The organism is Burkholderia sp. ZZQ-2, assembly GCF_050768715.1.
Lineage (GTDB): Bacteria > Pseudomonadota > Gammaproteobacteria > Burkholderiales > Burkholderiaceae > Burkholderia > Burkholderia cepacia.
This window is the reverse complement of the sequence record NZ_LDVA01000364.1, coordinates 34,528-51,642: the sequence shown is the minus strand read 5'-3', so window position 1 is coordinate 51,642 and position 17,115 is coordinate 34,528. Positions and strand designations below refer to the sequence as shown.

Genomic DNA, 17,115 nt, shown 5'->3' with positions numbered 1-17,115 from the left:
CGTGCGGCCCGCCCCGAACCATCCGGCGGCCGATGCGCAGGTCGACACCGTGCTCGTCACGGGCGGCCGCGCGCCGGCCGCGCATCACGGCTTCGTCAACCCGCCGGTGTATCGCGGCTCGACGGTGCTCGCGCCGAGCGTGGCCGACCTGCTGGGCTACACGCAGCCGTACGTGTACGGCCGGCGCGGCACGCCGACCACGGCCGCGCTGCAGGACGCGGTGCGCGCGCTCGATCACGGCGCGGGTGTCGTGCTGTGCCCGTCGGGGCTTGCCGCGATCACGACCGCGCTGTCGTCGTGCCTGTCGGCCGGCGACCATCTGCTGATGACGGATGCGGTGTACAAGCCCGCGCGCCAGCTGTGCGACGGCGTGCTGCGGCGCGCGGGCATCGAGACGACCTACTTCGATCCGCTCGCGTCGGTTGACGCGCTCGCCGCGCTGATCCGGCCGAACACGCGTGCGCTGTATCTCGAAGCGCCCGCGTCGCAGAGCATGGAGCTGTGCGACGTGCCGGCGTTCGCCGCGCTCGCGCGCGACCGCGGGCTCGTGGTGCTGTTCGACAACACGTGGGCGACGCCGCTGTTCTTCGACGCGTTCGCGCACGGCGCCGATCTCGTGATCCAGGCCGGCACCAAGTACCTCGCCGGTCATGCGGACGTGATGATCGGCATGGTGTCGGCGTCCGCGCGCGCGCTGCCGGCGCTCGAACAGTATCAGCGCGACACGGGGCAGTGCGTCGGCTCGGACGACGCGTTTCTCACGCTGCGCGGCATCCGGACACTCGGCGTGCGGCTTCGCCAGCACCAGGCGAACGCGCTGCGCGTCGCGCGCTGGCTCGCCGCGCGTCCGGAAGTGCGGCGCGTGTGCTATCCGGCGCTCGAGGACGATCCCGGCCATGCGCTGTGGGTGCGCGACTTCGGCGGCGCGACGGGGCTGTTCTCCGTCGTGCTGCGCCCGGCGCCCGCGCAGGCCGTCGCCGCGCTGCTCGAGGGGCTCGCGTATTTCGGGCTCGGCTATTCATGGGGCGGCTATGAAAGCCTCGCGATGCCGTTCGACTGCAGTGCGTACCGCACCGCGTCGCACTGGGACCCGGGCGGCCCGTGCGTGCGCTTTCACATCGGGCTCGAAAACGCCGACGACCTGATCGGCGACCTCGAGGCCGGCTTCGCCCGCTTCAACGCCGCGCGCTGACGCCGACACGAGCAGCACGCGCGCGGCCCGCACGTTTCGCGCCGCATTCCAATGACGAGGAACCCCGTATGACGAAGCAACTCTGCCTGGGTGGATTCATGCGCCCCATCTGCCTGCACACGGCGTGGTGGCGGCACCCGAGCGCGCCGACGCTCGCGAACTTCAACTGGCCGGTGATCCGGTCGCTCGCGCAGAAGCTCGAGCACGCGTGCTTCGACGCGGTCTTCACCGCCGACCACCTCGCGGTGATGCCGATGCCGCCGAATGCGCTCAAGCGCAGCGGCACGATCACGTCGTACGACCCGCTCGTGATGCTGTCGGCGATCGCCGCATGCACCGACCGCATCGGCCTGATCGCGACCGGCACGACGAGCTACGAGGATCCGTACCTGCTTGCGCGCCGCTTCGCGTCGCTCGACCACCTGAGCGGCGGCCGCGCGGGCTGGAACATCGTCACGACGGTGAACCCGGAGGCCGCGCTCAACTTCGGTCTCGAGACCGCGCTGCGCCATGCCGAACGCTACGAGCGCGCCGAGGAGTTCTTCGACGTCGTGACGGGGCTGTGGGACGGCTGGTCCGATCACGCGCTCGTGATGGACAAGGAGGCGGGGGTGTTCTCCGATCTCGACAAGATCCGGCCGCTCAACCACAAGGGCAAGTTCTTCTCGGTCAAGGGGCCGCTGAACATCGCGCGGCCCGTGCAGGGCTGGCCGGTGATCGCGCTCGCCGGTGCGTCGGAGGAAGCGCGCGACATGGCCGCGCGTTCGGCCGACCTGGTGTTCGGCAACGCGCGCAGCATCGAGACGGGCCGTGCGTTCTACCGCGACGTGAAGTCGCGCGCGGTCGCGGCCGGGCGCAACCCCGATCACGTGAAGATCCTGCCCGCGAACCAGGTGTATGTCGGCCGCACGCGCGCGGAGGCGCTGGCGAAGAAGCGCTACATGGACGATCTCGTCCACGTGGACAGCAACATCCCGAACCTGTCGATCCGGCTCGGCGTCGACTGCTCGAAGTTCGATCCCGACAAGCCGTTGCCCGAGCTGCCGCACACGGAACAGGGGCAGGGCAACCAGCGCGAATGGGCGGCGCTCGCGCGCCGCGAGGGATTGACGGTGCGCGAGCTGGCGAAGCGGGCGGCCGAATCCGGCACCGGCGAGATGGTCGGCACCGCGTCCGAGATCGCCGACCAGATGGAGGAGTGGCTGATGACGGAGGCGTGCGACGGCTTCATCGTCGTGTTCTACACGGTGCCTGACGGCTACGACGACTTCGTGACGATGGTGGTGCCGGAGCTGCAGCGGCGCGGGCTGTTTCGCACCCGCTACGAAGGCACGACGCTGCGCGAACACATCGGCCTGCCGCGGCCGAAGAGCCCGCTCGACTGAGCGGCGCGTCGCCAGATTTCGTTCCGGGAGACCGCAATGACCCACGATTCACCCCGATCCACATGGATGACGACGCCGTACCGCCGCCGGCTCGGCGTGCTGAGCGACGCCGCACACCTGCCGCTGCTCGGCGACGGGTTATGCGGCGTCGAGCGCGAGACGCTGCGCGTCGATGCCGCCGGCCGGCTCGCGCTGACGCAACACCCGCACGCGCTCGGCGCGGCGCTTACGCACCCGTCGATCACGACCGACTACGCGGAGCCGCTGCTCGAATTCGTCACGCCGCCGCAGCACGACGCGGCCGACGTGATCGAGCGGCTCGACGAGCTGCACCGCTTCGCGTGCCGCGCGATCGGCGACGAGCTGCTGTGGAGTCAGTCGATGCCGTGCCCGCTCGACGACGACCGCCGCATTCCGATCGCGTGGTACGGCACGTCGAACATTGGCATCCTGAAGCACGTGTACCGGCGCGGGCTGGCGTTCCGCTACGGCAAGGCGATGCAGTGCATCGCCGGAATCCACTACAACTATTCGCTCGCCGATGCCGTGTGGCCGCTGCTGCGCGACGTGCGCGACGGATGCGAGCCGGCCGGCCGCGACGCGCGCGACATGCGCTCGGCAGGCTATCTCGCCCTGATCCGCAATTTCCATCGCTACGGCTGGCTGCTGCTGTATCTGTTCGGCGCGTCGCCGGCGCTGTGCGCGGGTTTCGTCGCCGGCGACCGGCACGGGCTCGACGCGTTCGATGCGCAGACGCTGTACCTGCCGTACGCGACGAGCTTGCGGATGAGCGACCTCGGCTACCAGAACCGGGTGCAGGGCGCGTTCGCGCCGTGCCTCGACAACCTGCCTGCGTACCTGGACGGCCTCGCGCGAGCCGTCGCGCAGCCGTGCCCCGAGTACCAGGCGATCGGCGCGAAGCGCGACGGAGAATGGCTGCAGCTCAGCACGCACTTGCTGCAGATGGAGAACGAGTTCTACTCGTCGATCCGCCCGAAGCGCACGGTGCGCAGCGGCGAGCGGCCGATCGACGCGCTGCGCAGCCGCGGCGTCGAATACGTCGAGGTGCGCTGTCTCGACATCGATCCGTTCGCGCCGCACGGCGTCGCCGAGACGACGCTGCGTTTTGTCGACGCGTTCCTGCTGTTCTGCGCGCTCGACGACAGCCCGTGCCTCGCGGGTGCCGAGCAGGACGCGTGCCGGCGCAACTTCGCGGCGGTCGCGCGGGAGGGGCGGCGCCCGGGGCTGGAGTTGCAGCGTGGCGGCGAGCGCGTCGCGCTGCGCACGTGGGCGCACGAGTTGCTCGCGCGAATCAACGAGGCGGCCGGCGTGCTGGATCTGCAGCGCGGCGACACGCGCACGACCGCCGCGCTCGACGCGCAATACGCGAAGCTCGACGATCCGCAGGCGACGCCGTCGGCGCGTGTGCTCGATGCACTGCACACGCTGCGCGACGATCCGGGCGGCGCGTGCTTCGCGTTCGGGATGCGGCAGACGCTCGCGCATACCGGGGCGTTCCGCGCGCGTCCGCTGCCGGCCGACGTGCAGGCGCGCTTCGACGCGATCGCGGCCGAATCGCTGAGCCGGCAGGCCGACCTGGAGCGCACGCAGATCGGCAACTTCGACGCGTTTCTCGCCGCGTATCACGCGGGAACGCTGAACCAGGAGTGCGGCGAGCCGACACATGGCGCGCACTGATACGGTCGCCGCCGTATCGAATCCATCTCACGGAGGACAGATGAGCAGTATCGCGGAAATGAAGACCGATCGCGGGTTCTCGGCGCGGGCGGCCGGCGCGGGCGCGCTGGCGTCGTTCGTCGGCTTTGCATCGACGTTCACGCTGATCGTGAATGCGCTGACGAACGTCGGTGCAACGCGTGCGCAGGCCGCGTCCGGCCTGATGGCCGTCTCGATCGTGATGGGGCTGGCCGGCATCGTGCTCAGCTACCGGACGCGGATGCCCGTCAGCGCTGCGTGGTCGACGCCCGGCGCGGCGCTGCTGCTCGGCCTCGGAGCGGTGAAGGGCGGCTATCCGGCCGCGGTCGGCGCGCTCGTGCTGACCGGCGTGCTGCTCACGCTGGCCGGGCTGTGGAAGCCGCTCGGCCGCGCGATCTCGAGGATTCCGCTGCCGATCGCCAACGCGATGCTCGCGGGGATCATCCTGAACCTCTGCGTCGCCCCGGTGCACGCACTCGAGCAGTATCCGCTGTACGTCGCGCCGATCCTGCTCGTCTGGGTCGTGATGATGCGGGTTCGCAAGATTCTCGCCGTGCCTTGCGCCGCGGTCGCGACGCTGATCGTGATCGCGTTCATCGCCAAGACGGGGGGCGTCGGCGCGACCGGGATGTTGCCGCACCTCGCGCTCGTCGGGCCCGTGTTCTCGGCATCGACGATGGTGAGTGTCGCGGTGCCGCTCTTCATCGTGACGATGGCGTCGCAGAACATCCCGGGTGTCGCGGTGCTCAACGTCAACGGCTACCGGCCCGAGGCGTCGCGGCTGTTCACGGCCACGGGGCTGTGCAGCCTGCTCGCGGCGCCTTTCGGCGCGCCGCCGATCGGGCTGGCCGCGATCACCGCCGCACTGTGCGCCGGCGAGGAGGCCGGCCCCGACGAATCGCGGCGCTACTGGGCCGGCATCGTCTGCGGCGCCGCGTACATCGTGTACGGGTTCGCGGCGAGCGCCGCGACGCTGTTCATCGCGGTCGCGCCGCCGGTCATCATCGAAGCGGTTGCCGGCCTCGCGCTGATGAACGCCCTCGGCGGCGCGCTGCTCAACGCATTCACCGACAAGGACGCGCGCGAGGCCGCGATCCTGACCTTCCTCGTGACGATGGCGGGCCATGCGTTTCTCGGCATCGGCGGCGCGTTCTGGGGCCTGCTGACCGGCATCGGGCTGACGTTCGTGCTGCGTCGCGAGAAGGGCCGGTGATGCCGCGCGACGACGCGGCCCCCGCAGTTCTGCGATTCCCTCAAAAAAACGGAGAAGAGATGCAGCACAACATCGTGAAAGTGACCGCGACGCCGGTGTTCGCGCGCGGCGACGCGGAGATCGCCGGCGTGCGGTTGTCCGGCAAGCTGTCGGGCGTCATCGTCGAAATCGAGACGTCGCAGGGCGTGGTCGGCCACGGCTTCACGGCGATCACCGACGAAGCGGTCGTGGCCGCGGCGATCGATCACGTCGCCGCACCCAACCTGGTCGGGATGAACGTCGTCGAGCGCGAGCGGATTCTCGACAAGCTGTACTGGCTGTTATGCCCGCGCGGGCAGACCGGCTATGCGGGGCACGTGATTTCCGCGATCGACATCGCGGTCTGGGATGCGATCGGCAAGATCGCCGGGCTGCCGGTATGGAAAATGCTCGGCGGCGCGCGTCCGGTCGTGCCGCTGTACACGACGTTCGGCTTCGCGTCGCTCGAGCGCCCGGAGCTGATACATGCCGCGCGTGCGCTCGTCGGCGCCGGACATCGCCGCATCAAGATGATCGTCGGCTATCACGCGCTTGCGCGCCGCGACGAAGGGCGCTCGCTCGACCAGGTCGTCGCGGACGACGTCGCGCGCGTGCGCGCGGTGCGCGATGCGGTGGGCGACGCCGCCGAGATTTACATCGACGCGAACTGCGGGCTCGACCACTATCACGCGCTGCGGCTTGCTGAGCGCGTGGCCGATTGCGACATCGGTTTCTTCGAGGAGCCGATCGCCGAGAACGACCCCGCGAAGCTCGCCGACCTGAGAAAGCGCGGCGGCATTCCGGTCGCCACCGGGCAAAGCGAGGGGCAGTTGTTCCGGTTCAGGGATTTCCTCGTGAACGACGCCGTCGACATCCTGCAGCCAAACGTGTGCGTGTGCGGCGGGTTCTCCGTCGCGGCGCGCGCGGCCGCGCTCGCGCAGGCGTTCGGCGTGCCGATCGACAATGGCGGCACGTTCCCGTTCCACAACATGCATCTGCACGGCGGGCTCGCAAACGGCGGCTCGGTCGAGTGGCACGTCGTCGCGGTCGAGATCTGCCGGAACCTGTTTACCGGCCTGCCGGCCGAGCAGAACGGGACGCTGGCACTGCCCGACACGCCGGGCCTCGGCTTCGGCATCAATCGCGATGGTGTCCGCGAATTCTCGTCGGGCCCGGGATCGCAGGGGCACGGCAAGGCGTGAGCGTCGGCCGGCGCGTCCGCGAGCGAGGACTCGCCGGCCGTGCGTCGACGGCTTCCCGCGCGTCGTCGCGCGGCAAGTGGCCTGCCAAGCCGCCCGGGCATGCCAAAGCGGATCTGCCTGCGGCCGGCATCATGCCGAGGCCAGTGTCCGCACGATATTGATGAAGCTGGCAAGGACGTGCCCGATATCGCCTTTGCGCCAGACGAGGCCGGTTTCGACGACGAACGAGCCGTGTGCGAGCGGGCGATAGACGACACCCGTACGCTGCAGATTGTGCAACGATTGCGGCACCAGGGCGACGCCCATGCCGGCGGACACAAGGCTGACGATCGTCTGCATCTGGATTGCTTCCTGGCCGATGTGCGGGACGACACCGACGTCGCTGTAGCACTCCATGATCGCGTCGTAAAACCTCGGGGCGAGACGACGCGGAAAAATCACGAGCGGAAGGTCTGCCACTTCCTTCAGGTGAATCGGCACGTCGTCGGGTGCCGTCGACGCGGCGCTCGGCATCGCGAGCACGAGCGGCTCGCTCAGGAGCGGCAGATACGACAGCTCGGCCACGTAGCGCGGCGGCAACGGCGGAATGATCAGGCCCGCGTCGATGTGGCCCGCGACCAGCTCTTCGATTTGCACGTCGCTCGTCGCTTCGGTCAGTTGCAATCGCACCAGCGGATAACGCATGCCGAATTCGCGCAGCAGCGAGGGCAGCAGCCCGTAATCGGCAATCGAGACGAACGCGAGCGACAATCTTCCGGTCTCGCCGAGAGCGAGGCTCTTTGCCAGCGCGGGAAGCTCCTCGGCCGCGGCAAGCAGTTTCAGCACCGTCGGAAGCAACGCCTCGCCGACTGCCGTGAGCGCGACCGCACGCTTCGTGCGTGCGAAGAGCTCGACGCCGAGTTCGCGTTCCAGGGAGCGTATTGCCTGCGACAGCGGCGGCTGGGTCATCGAGAGGCGTGCGGCCGCACGGCCGAAGTGCCGCTCCTCGGCAACGGCCGCGAAGTAATACCACTGGCGAAGATCCGGGGGGAAGTTGGGCATTCGTTCGACCTGAAGCGGCTGAATGGTGATGAATCATATATTGGACCAGCGGCCTGTGGCGCATCGGGAGCCGGTTCGTTCTTGTGTGCGCGGGACGCATGAGCCGATGGCCGGGGCGCCGCTTTATGCGACGCAAATGCCAGGAAAGCCAGCCGGCAATTGACGGACCGGCGACGTGGAGCATGCGGACGGAAGCTACCGCGTCAGGCAATACAACACATCGGGACAACCTTCCTCGTTCCTGCTTCCGTCGTTATATGCAATGGCAACGAATCCATGCCGCTCATAAAACGCGGCAGCATCGCGATTCATCTGGAACGTATAGAGCTGGAGCTTGCCAACCGTCTGCGACTTCACCGATTCCAGGAGGGCGGAACCGATCCCTTGTCGTTTGAATTCGGGGCACACGTACAACTGGTCGAGCCATGCCGCACCGTCAGCGATGACGTGTGCGGCCATGCCGACGATGCGATCGTCGTACATGGCAACGGTCACGTTGCCCGACGGGACAAGTACGTTGGCAATCCAGTCGCGGACGGCGGCTTCGGAGTGCGCGAGCGGCGCGTAGGATGCGAGCGCGTTGCGCGACCGCAGATACACGTCAGCCACCGCCGCGGCATCAGCCGCCACGGCTCGGCGCAAGATCAAGGGCATGGATCGGCTGCTCCGGAAAATTAATTGCGTGCACAACGATAGCAGCACGGAATCGAACTTCCAAGTTCGTGCGGCATGCTGCTGAAACTGCCGACATCGGAAGTCCGGCGCTGCTTGTCGAGTTTGCGCTACAGCGGTGAGATCGGGTTGCCGATTTGCTGCTTCATTCCGACATTCCCGTATCATCCGTCCGGTTCGCCGGGTCCCACGCGCCGGCGATTCCGCACACATGAAAGGACGAGCGATGAAGGTCGAAAGGCGCGGCCACGGTAAAGCGATCGGGCACGGCGAGGCGGCGGATCCGAAGCGGGCCGGCATCGCACCCGTCACAAAGAGTACCGACCCGCGCGACTACCAGAATGCACCCGCCATCGCGGCCGTCATGCCGAAAGCATTTCCCGACGGCTTCGTCGTCGCGGAGCATCGGCACACGCGCGCGCAACTCGTCTACACCACGACGGGCATCGCCGAAGTCATCGCCTGCCGGTCGCTGTGGATGATCCCGCCGCATCGCGCACTCTGGATTCCGCCCGACCTGCCGCACGCGATGCGCGCACACGGGCAACTCGAAATGCGCACCGCCTACGTCGACCCGCGAGCCTGCCGATCCGCGTACCCGGATCAGCCGGGCCTGATCAACGTTTCGCCGCTGCTGCGCGAGTTGATCGTGCGTGCATCGTCGTTCCCGGTCGAGGTCGATCCCGACGGACGCGACGCGCTCGTCATCCAGCTCATGCTCGCCGAAATCGAGTGGTCTCCCGAGCAACCGTTGCGGCTGCCGTCCGGCCAGGACCGGCGTCTTGCCCGGGTCTGCGACGCGATGCTCGCGAATCCGGCCGATCAGCGAACGCTGACGGAATGGGCCGACGAAGTCGGTGCGTCGAGCCGGACACTGGCCCGGCTGTTCACCGCCGAAACCGGGCTGTCGTTCAGCCAGTGGCGCCAGCAGGCCAGGATTTCGGCCGCGCGCCCGCTGCTGGCCTCGGGACGCTCCGTGATCGCCGTCGCGGCCGAACTCGGCTACGAAACCACGAGCGCCTTCTCGACCGTGTTTCGCCGGTTTGCCGGCATGACGCCCAGTGCGTACGCGAAACTGTCCGATTCCGCGTAGCAAACGTCCTTCCAGCAAACGCGGGGCGCGGCGTGCACGCTTATCGTGTCGGTCATCGAATCCACTGACCGAACGAGGTAAGCCGACATGACGCGACACGACATCGAATTCCTGTCCGAAGCCGCCACGCTGCGAGGCTGGTACTACGAACCGGCGCAGCGCATCGCCGGTACGCAAGCGTATCCGGCCATCGTGATGGCGCACGGCTTCTCCGGCGTGAAGGAACAATATCTGGACCGCTACGCCGAGGTATTTGCCGCCGGCGGTTTCGGCGTGCTGCTCTACGATCACCGGAATTTCGGCGCGAGCGACGGGTATCCGCGTCAGGAGATCGACCCCGTGCAGCAGAAGCGCGGCTATCGCGATGCGATCAGCTATCTGCTGACGCGCCCGGACGTCGATGCCGCACGCATCGGCATCTGGGGCACCAGCTACAGCGGCGGCCACGTGCTCGAAGTCGCGGCCATCGACCGGCGCGTCAAATGCGTGGTTTCGCAGGTGCCGACGATCAGCGGATATCAGTCGGCGTTGCGCCGCACGCGTTCCGATCTGGTGCCCACGGCGCTGGCTCGCTTCGATGAAGATCGCCGGCAGCGATTCGCGGGCGGCGTGCCGGCGATGTTGCCGGCAGTCAGCGCGGACCCCGCGACAGCCTGCGCGATGGCGGGCGCGGATGCGTACCGGTTCTTCACCGAGTCGGCGGCGCGGTGCGCGCCGAACTGGAAAAACGAAGTGACGCTGCGCAGCGCGGAGATGTCGCGCGAGAACGAACCGGGCCAGTATGTCGACCGCATCTCGCCAACCCCGTTGCTGATGATCGTAGCCAACGACGATCTGCTGACGCCAACCGACCTGTGCCTCAAGGCGTGGGAAAACGCGCTGGAGCCGAAGCGCCTGCTCCAGATCAAGGGCGGGCATTTCACGCCGTATATCGAGCATTTCGACGAAACGAGCCGGGCGGCGGTGGAGTGGTTCACGCTGCATCTGTCCGGCGCGCGCTGACCTGACCGGTTGCAGCGCGTGCGTGCGGTGTCCACGGCTTGCGCGAATGGCGATACCGCTAGCTTCGATGGTGCCGGCGTTTGAGGGGAAGGCGGCAAGGCATTCCGAGGCACGACTACATCCGTCGCCCGTCCGAAGCAACACCGGCGAACGGCACGCCGTAATGCCGCACGCGCTCGCGGATGAAGTGTCGCCTCTTGGCCCGTACACGGCGGCGGCCGATGCTTCGTTATATGGAGTAATAGCTGTAATCTGGCCTGAAATTTTCTTTCCGGAGACTCGGGCTAGACTGGTCTCGCCTTGATACCCCCCCAAGGTGTTGTGTGTTCTCGGCTTGGCCCGCGCTTTCAGGTTTTCAGGTGCGGGCCAATTTTTTCGGGTGAGCGCCACCGGCCGTTCCGCTCCCGACCCTGCCGGCGAATGCGTCATCCGGCACCCCCGTTTCGCAATAGCCATTCTTTCCGAACCCTTTCATGGAAGCCTGACGATCGACAATCGGTCGCAACGTCGTGTGTGATCGTCGGCTATTGCCCGGATCATCATGACGTCAGGCAGCGCGGTGCGACCGCTCGATGAGGGGTGAGCGGGATTCTTCTTGTATCTCGCTCGTTGGCCCGACCGTGTCGGGCTTTTTTGTTCGAGGTCGGGCGGGTGTGCCACCGATCGCTGCATGTGGCAACATCGCGGTGATTTGCACATCCGATCCGGGTGCCGGCAGACCCATCCATCCGAAGGGGGAGTCATGTTTGACCATGTCAAATTCGGCGTGAGCGACTTTGCAGCCAGCAAGACGTTTTTCCTCAGCGCACTTGAACCGCTTGGCGTCGTGGTGGTGGGTGAGGGCGATCCGTCGTACGGCATCGAGATGTCCCCGCCTGGCAAACCATCGTTGTGCCTGTTCCAGACGTCGGAGAAGCCGGCGCATCTTCACATCGCGTTCGTGGCCGACGACCGGCAGCAGGTCGATGCGTTCTATCGCGCGGCGCTGGAGGCGGGCGGGAAGGACAATGGCGCGCCGGGGCTGCGGCCGCATTATCACGCGAACTACTACGCGGCGTTTGTCATCGGGCCGGATGGGCACAATATCGAGGTGGTGTGTCATCAGGCGCAGGGGTGATGCCCTGTCGGGCAGCATGGGGCGGCGAGGCGGCTTGCAAGGTCATGTGCGGATGGACCGGTCGACCGATGCCGTTGAATCGATGAGCGAACGCATGCTTCATGCGAGCAACGGAGCTTTCCGGGATGAGTGACATCGCCATTGACCTGCCTTTTCCCGTCATCGCGATTCTCATGGGGGCCATCTACTGGCCCGTGACGCTTTGCGTCGGCGCTGTCGGGCTGTATGTCGGCGTGACGCGCCTGCGCGGTATCGTGCGCGTTGCGTGCGTCGCCATTGCACTCCTGTTCATCGTTGATGCCGGCGCGGGGATCTATGAGGCTCTCCGGCAGGGCTTGAATGCTTCGCACTAGAGGCGTGTTCGGCGTGAGTGCGTGTACGCGTCTGAGGCGATTGCGGATGGACTACACTCGGCCGAAACTCGCTGCGTCGTGAAATCGACAAGCGGCAAATACGATACGAACACAATCCGGGGCGGGGAGCGCAAGCTTCCTGAAAGAGACGATGCCAATCGGCAAGTTGAAGGCCATGCCGGCGTTTCGCGCCGACGCACCGTTGCAGATCCGTCACGCCATCGCGCTCTTCACGATCGTCTGGCTCATCGAGGCCGGATTCGCCGTCTGGCTCACGATGCTGGGCTTCGACCAGGCTGGCGAAGTCCCCGCGGCGAAAGCCGTGCTCATGCGCAAAGGCGCCGCGATGGTCGGGATCATCCAGGCTTTCTGGCTTTTGCTGAACGCGAGCCTGATCGTGGGCCTGTGCCAGCGACAAAAGCTGGCGCGTGTGCTGGAACTGGGGCTCACGGTCGTCACGACGATGGCCCTTCTCGTGATGGGGCTCCCTTTCAGGCTGAGCCTGATCGAAGTGGGCTTTCTCGCCAATGCGATCGCGACCGTGCTCATTTACACGGGCCCGTGTACGCGCTGGTTCCAGGCGGCAGCTTCATGAGAGCGTCGTGCCTTCGGCTGACCGGGCGAGTGCCTGCTGTCGAAAATACGGCTTGGCGGGATGACGGCTGTCGAGCCGCGACGTGAAGACGCCACGGAGAAACGGGCGATGACCTCGAAAAACATCCGCAGGGCAACGGCAGACGACGTACCGGTGCTGACCCGGATCCGGAACGACGCACATGCGAAGAAGCTCACGTACGGCGACCATGCGTGGGGCAAGGAAGGTGACGGATTTTCCGAGCGGTGGGTACGGAGCAACGTTGCTGAAAAGGACGTGTATGTCGTCGAGCTGGACGGCGCGTTGGCCGGAACGTTCTCGCTCGGCTTCGGCGAAGACCGGCATTGGGGGCCGCAGGCGCCGATCGCCGGTTACGTGCACGGGCTTTGCGTGCGGAGAGGCTTCAACGGGCTCGGGCTCGGCGGTTTCATGCTCGACTGGTGCGCTCGCAAGGTGAGCAGGTTGAACCGGCATTTTGTCCGGCTCGATTGCGCCGTCGAAAACGTGACGCTCTGCGCTTACTACGAGTCGCTTGGCTTCATTCGTGTGGGGTTGAAATCGGACGGGATTGTCTCGTCGCTGTACGAGAAACCCGCTGCTTGGCGTTCAACTGGATACGCCCCCTTCGATTTCCCTTGCACCTGACGCTACGTCAGCTTTTATGGTCGACACCGACGACCGGGAAAAAAATGCGACTGAAGATCGGCGATCTGGCGAAGAAGGCGGGACTGAGCGTCCGGGCCTTGCACCACTACGATGCAATCGGGCTGCTGTCGCCGGCGCAGCGCACGGACGGCGGCGCGCGCCTGTATGGGCGGGACGACCTCATCCGGCTGCATCGGATCGAGGCGCTGAAACGCTTCGGGTATTCGCTGCCGGACATCAAGGCGAGCCTCGACGGCCAACTGGCCGGTTCACCGCTCCAGCTTCTGCAGCGCCAGATCGCGGAACTCGATGCACAGGCGTCGCGCGCGCAGCGCCTGAGTCGTCACCTGCAATACATCGTGGACGTGATCGCCACCGGCGACGAGACCACGGCGACCGACTGGCTGAATGCTCTGGAGTGGATGAACATGATCCAAAAACACCTTGAAGACGACGAACTCGATGCGTTGCTGGCATCCGGGCCGGATACGATCGCGCCGACGGATCCGTCGTGGGCAGCGCTGATCGAAGAAGTTCGCGTTGCCCGGCAGCAGGCGCTGCCGGCCGGCAGCGAAGCCGCCCAGGCGCTGGCGTGGCGCTGGATCCGGCTCGTGGTCCGGATGACCCGCAACGACCCGACGCTCGCGACCAAGCTGATGGCCATTCAGCTCGACGAACCGCGTGCTCCGCAAATCGTCGGCATCACGGCGGAGATGCTCGCATGGATCGACGAAGCGTTCGTGCACGCGCGCTGCGCGCTACTTGCGAAGCACCTCGACCCGACTCAGGCCGACGAGGTGCGGCGGCGCCAGTTCGCCGCCATGAAGCATCGAGCGTGGCCGGCGCTGGTGGTCGAACTGAGAGCGCAAATGGATGCGGGCGTCGACGCCGGCGCCGCACCGGTGCAGGCGATCGTCAAGCGCTGGCAGCAGCTGTTTCTCGACAGCTTCTGCGGCGACGACGCGGCGCTGGAAGCACGCGTGCGCGATGCGATGATGCGCGAACCGGATCTGCAACTGGGCATCGGCCTCGACGATGCGTTGCTTGCTTATCTGAACCGGGCGCATGTCGTCGGCCACGACACGACGCCGGTGAACGCCGGGCCCAAGCCGAGCGCGCTGCTGGTGGCCACGCAGCGGGCCGCGCACCAGCTGCTCGACCGGCCGCTGGTGCTCGACGATCCGGTCGCGCTGACCGTCCTCGGTGCGGCTGAGGCGCAAGCCTTGCGCGACAACCTCGACAAGTTCCGCCAGCCAATGACGGTGGGCATGCGCAGCACGGTGGTGGTACGCAGCCGGCTTGCCGACGACGTGTGGGCCGACGCGATCGAACGCGGCATCCGCCAGTATGTGGTGCTGGGTGCGGGGCTCGATACCAGCGCATACCGGCGAGCCGATGCGCCGGGGCGCGTGTTCGAGGTCGACCTGCCGGCGACGCAGGCGTGGAAGCAGGCCCGTTTGTGCGAGGCGGGCATGGCGGTGCCGCCGTCGCTGCGATTCGTGCCGGTCGATTTCGAGCGGGTCGGTCTCGCGCAAGGGCTGGCGCGCGCCGGTTTCGATGCCGATGCGCCGGCGCTGTTCAGCTGGCTCGGCGTGACGATGTATCTCGACGAGGCCGCGGTGATCGACACGCTGCGCTTCATCGCCGGGTGTGCCAAAGGTAGCGCGGTCCTGCTCGAATATGTGGTTCCGCTGTCGAGCCTGCCGCCGATCATGCGCATCGCGATGGAGCAGATGACGGCGCGATTCGCCGAGCGTGGCGAGCCGTGGAAAAGCTTTTTCGAACCCGACGCACTGACCGCGAGCCTTGCCGCGCTGGGCTTCAGCCACAGCAACACATGGACGCCGGACGAGTTGAACCGGCGCTACCTCGCGAATCGCGCCGACGGGCTGCACATCGGCGCATCGCCGGGGCGTCTGGTTCTGGCGACGGTCTGACGAACCGGCGCGAAGCGCAGGCCGGCCGCAACCGCCCGTTCGACAGAAGCGGCCGGATCATCGACAATTCGCGGCTATCAAAACATGAGAGAGAGGGCAGGTGCATGCGCAGGGTCGTCAAGTCGCTCGGGGTGATCCTGGGCATTTCCGTCGCCGGCATCGCGGGTGCGCAGGCCGCCCCGAGCGAACCGGCATTCCCGCGTTTCACCCAGGCGGAGGGCCGGCAGGATTCGGACGGGCTCCCGCTGTCCGGCGTGAAACTCTGCGTGCTCCCCGATCGTGCGCCGTGCTTCGAGATGCCGCCCGTGCCGGTTCCCCATTCGTCGAAGGAGCTTTACCAGTTCGGACTGATGCCGCGGTCCGAGCGGTTGCCGATTGCGTCGGGCGGCTCGTGGGTGTTCTTCTCGGGGATGTTTTCCGGCGGTGGCAGCGGGATGCTGGAGCGCGTGGCGATATTGCGTTATGGCGCGAACGGCAAGATCGAGAACCTGATGCCGGAAGTCACCCAGACGGAGACGGCCGATCGCGCGATGTGGAAGGTGCCGGACGTGTCGCCCTATCCGGTGTTCGTTCGGGCGGACTTCGTGTGGGCCGACGACGAGGATCATTTCGGCAAGCACTTTTTCGTCGTCGACGCGTGGACGTTCGATCCCGCCATCGGGCAGTACAGGAAGCGGTTTTCCTACCGCACCGCGAAGCGCTATGACCGCGGCGAGGGCTCGGATCATGTGTTGAGCGCCGAGCGTGCGGACATTCTGCGTCACCTCGCCGCCAGCAAGTAGCGCGCTGCCGGTGCGGCGAGCCTCCGCCGCCACCCGCGTGGGTTGCCGGCGGGGGCGAACCGCCGTTCAGGCGGCCGCCCGCAGCCTCATCGCTGCGCTTCCCCGTAAGTCTCCCTGCATACCTCGCGCAACGCGTCGACAAGGAGATCCCGCGCCGGCGAGCGCGAATCGGCGGCGCGGGTAAAGAGCGCGATGGGCGGGAGCGTCCAGACCAGCGAGTACGGCACGATCGCCACGCCGGCGATCCGCACCAGTTCTTCCGCGATGTCGGCGGGCACGATCGATACGGCCTCGTCGCTCGACGCGATCATCTCGCCGATCAGCTTGGACGAGTAGCTTTCGACGATCGGAACGGGCGGCGGGATGCCGGCCGACAGGAACAGGTCGGTGACCTGTTCCCGCATCGGCGTATGCGGGGCGCCGAGAATCCAGTCGAGCGCGTGCAGCTTGTGCCAGTCCAGCGCGGTGCGGGCCAGTTTCGCGGCAAGACGCCGGCTCGCGATCATGCGCGGCTGCTGCTGGTACAGCACTTCGAAGGAAACCTGCCCCAGGTCGATCGCCGACGACGCCCGCCCGATCACGATGTCGACGCTGTGGTCCTTGAGCTGCAGCAGGAGCTGATCGCTGGTGCCTTCGTGAATCGTCACGGTCAGGCGCCGTTCCATGCGCGCCTGCAGCCGCTTCAGCGCCGCCGACAGCATCTGCCCGGAAATGAACGGAATCACGCCGATGTGCAGGTGGGCCGCATGCCCGGCGGCGACGGCCTCCATTTCTCGGGCGAGGTGGTCGAGATCCTTGATCATCGCCTTCGCCCGCTCGAGCACGACCGCGCCGAGCGCGGTAGGCCGCATGCCGCGCGACGAGCGCTCGAAGAGCGGCGTGCCGAACATGCTCTCCAGCTCGGACAGCGCGTTCGTCACGGCCGGCTGGCTGCTGGCCATGTGCTCCGCGACGCGCGTCAGCGACCCGTGCTGCTGGATCTGCAGCAACAGCACCAGGTGCCGCATCTTCAGGCGCGCGCCCAGCCGCCTGACCACGTCGTTCGCGTCAAAAGTCATTGACTGGTCACGTATTCATCATGAAAAAGTGATGGAGCGATATTAAAACAGAATCATCACCTTATGGCGGATCCCTAGAATCACCTTCATGGAT

General features: G+C 66.9%; 16 protein-coding genes. 13 read left to right on the top strand and 3 right to left on the bottom strand.

Annotated elements, in window-relative coordinates:
* The first annotated feature begins 1 nt into the window (after position 1).
* The 5 genes from metC (at position 2) to ABY44_RS37125 (ending at position 6,726) form a co-directional block, all read left to right on the top strand.
* Positions 2-1,192, top strand: coding sequence for a cystathionine beta-lyase (gene metC / locus ABY44_RS37145; RefSeq protein ID WP_060171712.1), 1,191 nt, complete (start codon positions 2-4; stop codon positions 1,190-1,192).
* Between the two features lie 68 nt (positions 1,193-1,260).
* The gene (locus ABY44_RS37140; protein ID WP_021156686.1) at positions 1,261-2,577 is read left to right on the top strand and encodes an LLM class flavin-dependent oxidoreductase; all 1,317 of its coding nucleotides are present in this window, start codon (positions 1,261-1,263) and stop codon (positions 2,575-2,577) included.
* Between the two features lie 66 nt (positions 2,578-2,643).
* The gene (gene gshA / locus ABY44_RS37135) at positions 2,644-4,275 is read left to right on the top strand and encodes a glutamate--cysteine ligase (RefSeq protein ID WP_027790685.1); all 1,632 of its coding nucleotides are present in this window, start codon (positions 2,644-2,646) and stop codon (positions 4,273-4,275) included.
* Positions 4,276-4,315: 40 nt separating this feature from the next.
* Positions 4,316-5,506 (top strand): benzoate/H(+) symporter BenE family transporter, encoded by a 1,191-nt coding sequence (locus tag ABY44_RS37130; RefSeq protein ID WP_027790686.1) that lies wholly within the window; start codon positions 4,316-4,318, stop codon positions 5,504-5,506.
* Between the two features lie 59 nt (positions 5,507-5,565).
* The gene (locus tag ABY44_RS37125) at positions 5,566-6,726 is read left to right on the top strand and encodes a mandelate racemase/muconate lactonizing enzyme family protein (protein ID WP_060171507.1); all 1,161 of its coding nucleotides are present in this window, start codon (positions 5,566-5,568) and stop codon (positions 6,724-6,726) included.
* A gap of 129 nt (positions 6,727-6,855) precedes the next feature.
* Here ABY44_RS37125 and ABY44_RS37120 read toward each other — a convergent pair whose 3' ends face one another.
* Positions 6,856-7,767 carry a LysR family transcriptional regulator gene (locus tag ABY44_RS37120; protein ID WP_060171504.1) on the bottom strand — a complete coding sequence of 304 codons (912 nt, stop codon included), beginning with the start codon at positions 7,765-7,767 and terminating at the stop codon, positions 6,856-6,858.
* Positions 7,768-7,962: 195 nt separating this feature from the next.
* Positions 7,963-8,421 (bottom strand): GNAT family N-acetyltransferase, encoded by a 459-nt coding sequence (locus tag ABY44_RS37115; RefSeq protein WP_059692848.1) that lies wholly within the window; start codon positions 8,419-8,421, stop codon positions 7,963-7,965.
* Positions 8,422-8,665: 244 nt separating this feature from the next.
* On the opposite strand from ABY44_RS37115, the gene ABY44_RS37110 reads away from it, so the two are divergent.
* The 8 genes from ABY44_RS37110 to ABY44_RS37075 all read left to right on the top strand — a co-directional run bounded on the left by ABY44_RS37110 (position 8,666) and on the right by ABY44_RS37075 (position 15,963).
* On the top strand, positions 8,666-9,532 hold the full coding sequence (locus ABY44_RS37110) for an AraC family transcriptional regulator (protein WP_081072729.1): 867 nt from the start codon (positions 8,666-8,668) through the stop codon (positions 9,530-9,532).
* Positions 9,533-9,619: 87 nt separating this feature from the next.
* A complete protein-coding gene (locus ABY44_RS37105) occupies positions 9,620-10,534 on the top strand; it encodes an alpha/beta hydrolase (RefSeq protein ID WP_060171502.1) in 915 nt (304 codons plus the stop codon).
* A gap of 742 nt (positions 10,535-11,276) precedes the next feature.
* Positions 11,277-11,651 carry a VOC family protein gene (locus tag ABY44_RS37100; protein ID WP_027790692.1) on the top strand — a complete coding sequence of 125 codons (375 nt, stop codon included), beginning with the start codon at positions 11,277-11,279 and terminating at the stop codon, positions 11,649-11,651.
* Between the two features lie 125 nt (positions 11,652-11,776).
* Positions 11,777-12,004: a hypothetical protein gene (locus ABY44_RS37095; protein WP_034196126.1), complete on the top strand. Its 228-nt coding sequence runs from the start codon at positions 11,777-11,779 to the stop codon at positions 12,002-12,004.
* A gap of 151 nt (positions 12,005-12,155) precedes the next feature.
* Positions 12,156-12,599 carry a hypothetical protein gene (locus tag ABY44_RS37090; protein ID WP_060171499.1) on the top strand — a complete coding sequence of 148 codons (444 nt, stop codon included), beginning with the start codon at positions 12,156-12,158 and terminating at the stop codon, positions 12,597-12,599.
* Between the two features lie 60 nt (positions 12,600-12,659).
* Positions 12,660-13,244: a GNAT family N-acetyltransferase gene (locus tag ABY44_RS37085; RefSeq protein ID WP_230949277.1), complete on the top strand. Its 585-nt coding sequence runs from the start codon at positions 12,660-12,662 to the stop codon at positions 13,242-13,244.
* A 44-nt stretch (positions 13,245-13,288) separates the two neighbouring features.
* Positions 13,289-15,181: an SAM-dependent methyltransferase gene (locus ABY44_RS37080; RefSeq protein ID WP_060171495.1), complete on the top strand. Its 1,893-nt coding sequence runs from the start codon at positions 13,289-13,291 to the stop codon at positions 15,179-15,181.
* Positions 15,082-15,963, top strand: coding sequence for a hypothetical protein (locus ABY44_RS37075; protein WP_230948800.1), 882 nt, complete (start codon positions 15,082-15,084; stop codon positions 15,961-15,963). The genes ABY44_RS37080 and ABY44_RS37075 overlap by 100 nt, the downstream gene beginning before the upstream one ends.
* Positions 15,964-16,049: 86 nt before the next feature.
* Here the strand turns inward: ABY44_RS37075 and ABY44_RS37070 are convergent, their stop codons facing one another.
* Positions 16,050-17,021: a LysR substrate-binding domain-containing protein gene (locus tag ABY44_RS37070; protein WP_021156700.1), complete on the bottom strand. Its 972-nt coding sequence runs from the start codon at positions 17,019-17,021 to the stop codon at positions 16,050-16,052.
* Positions 17,022-17,115 lie beyond the last annotated feature (94 nt).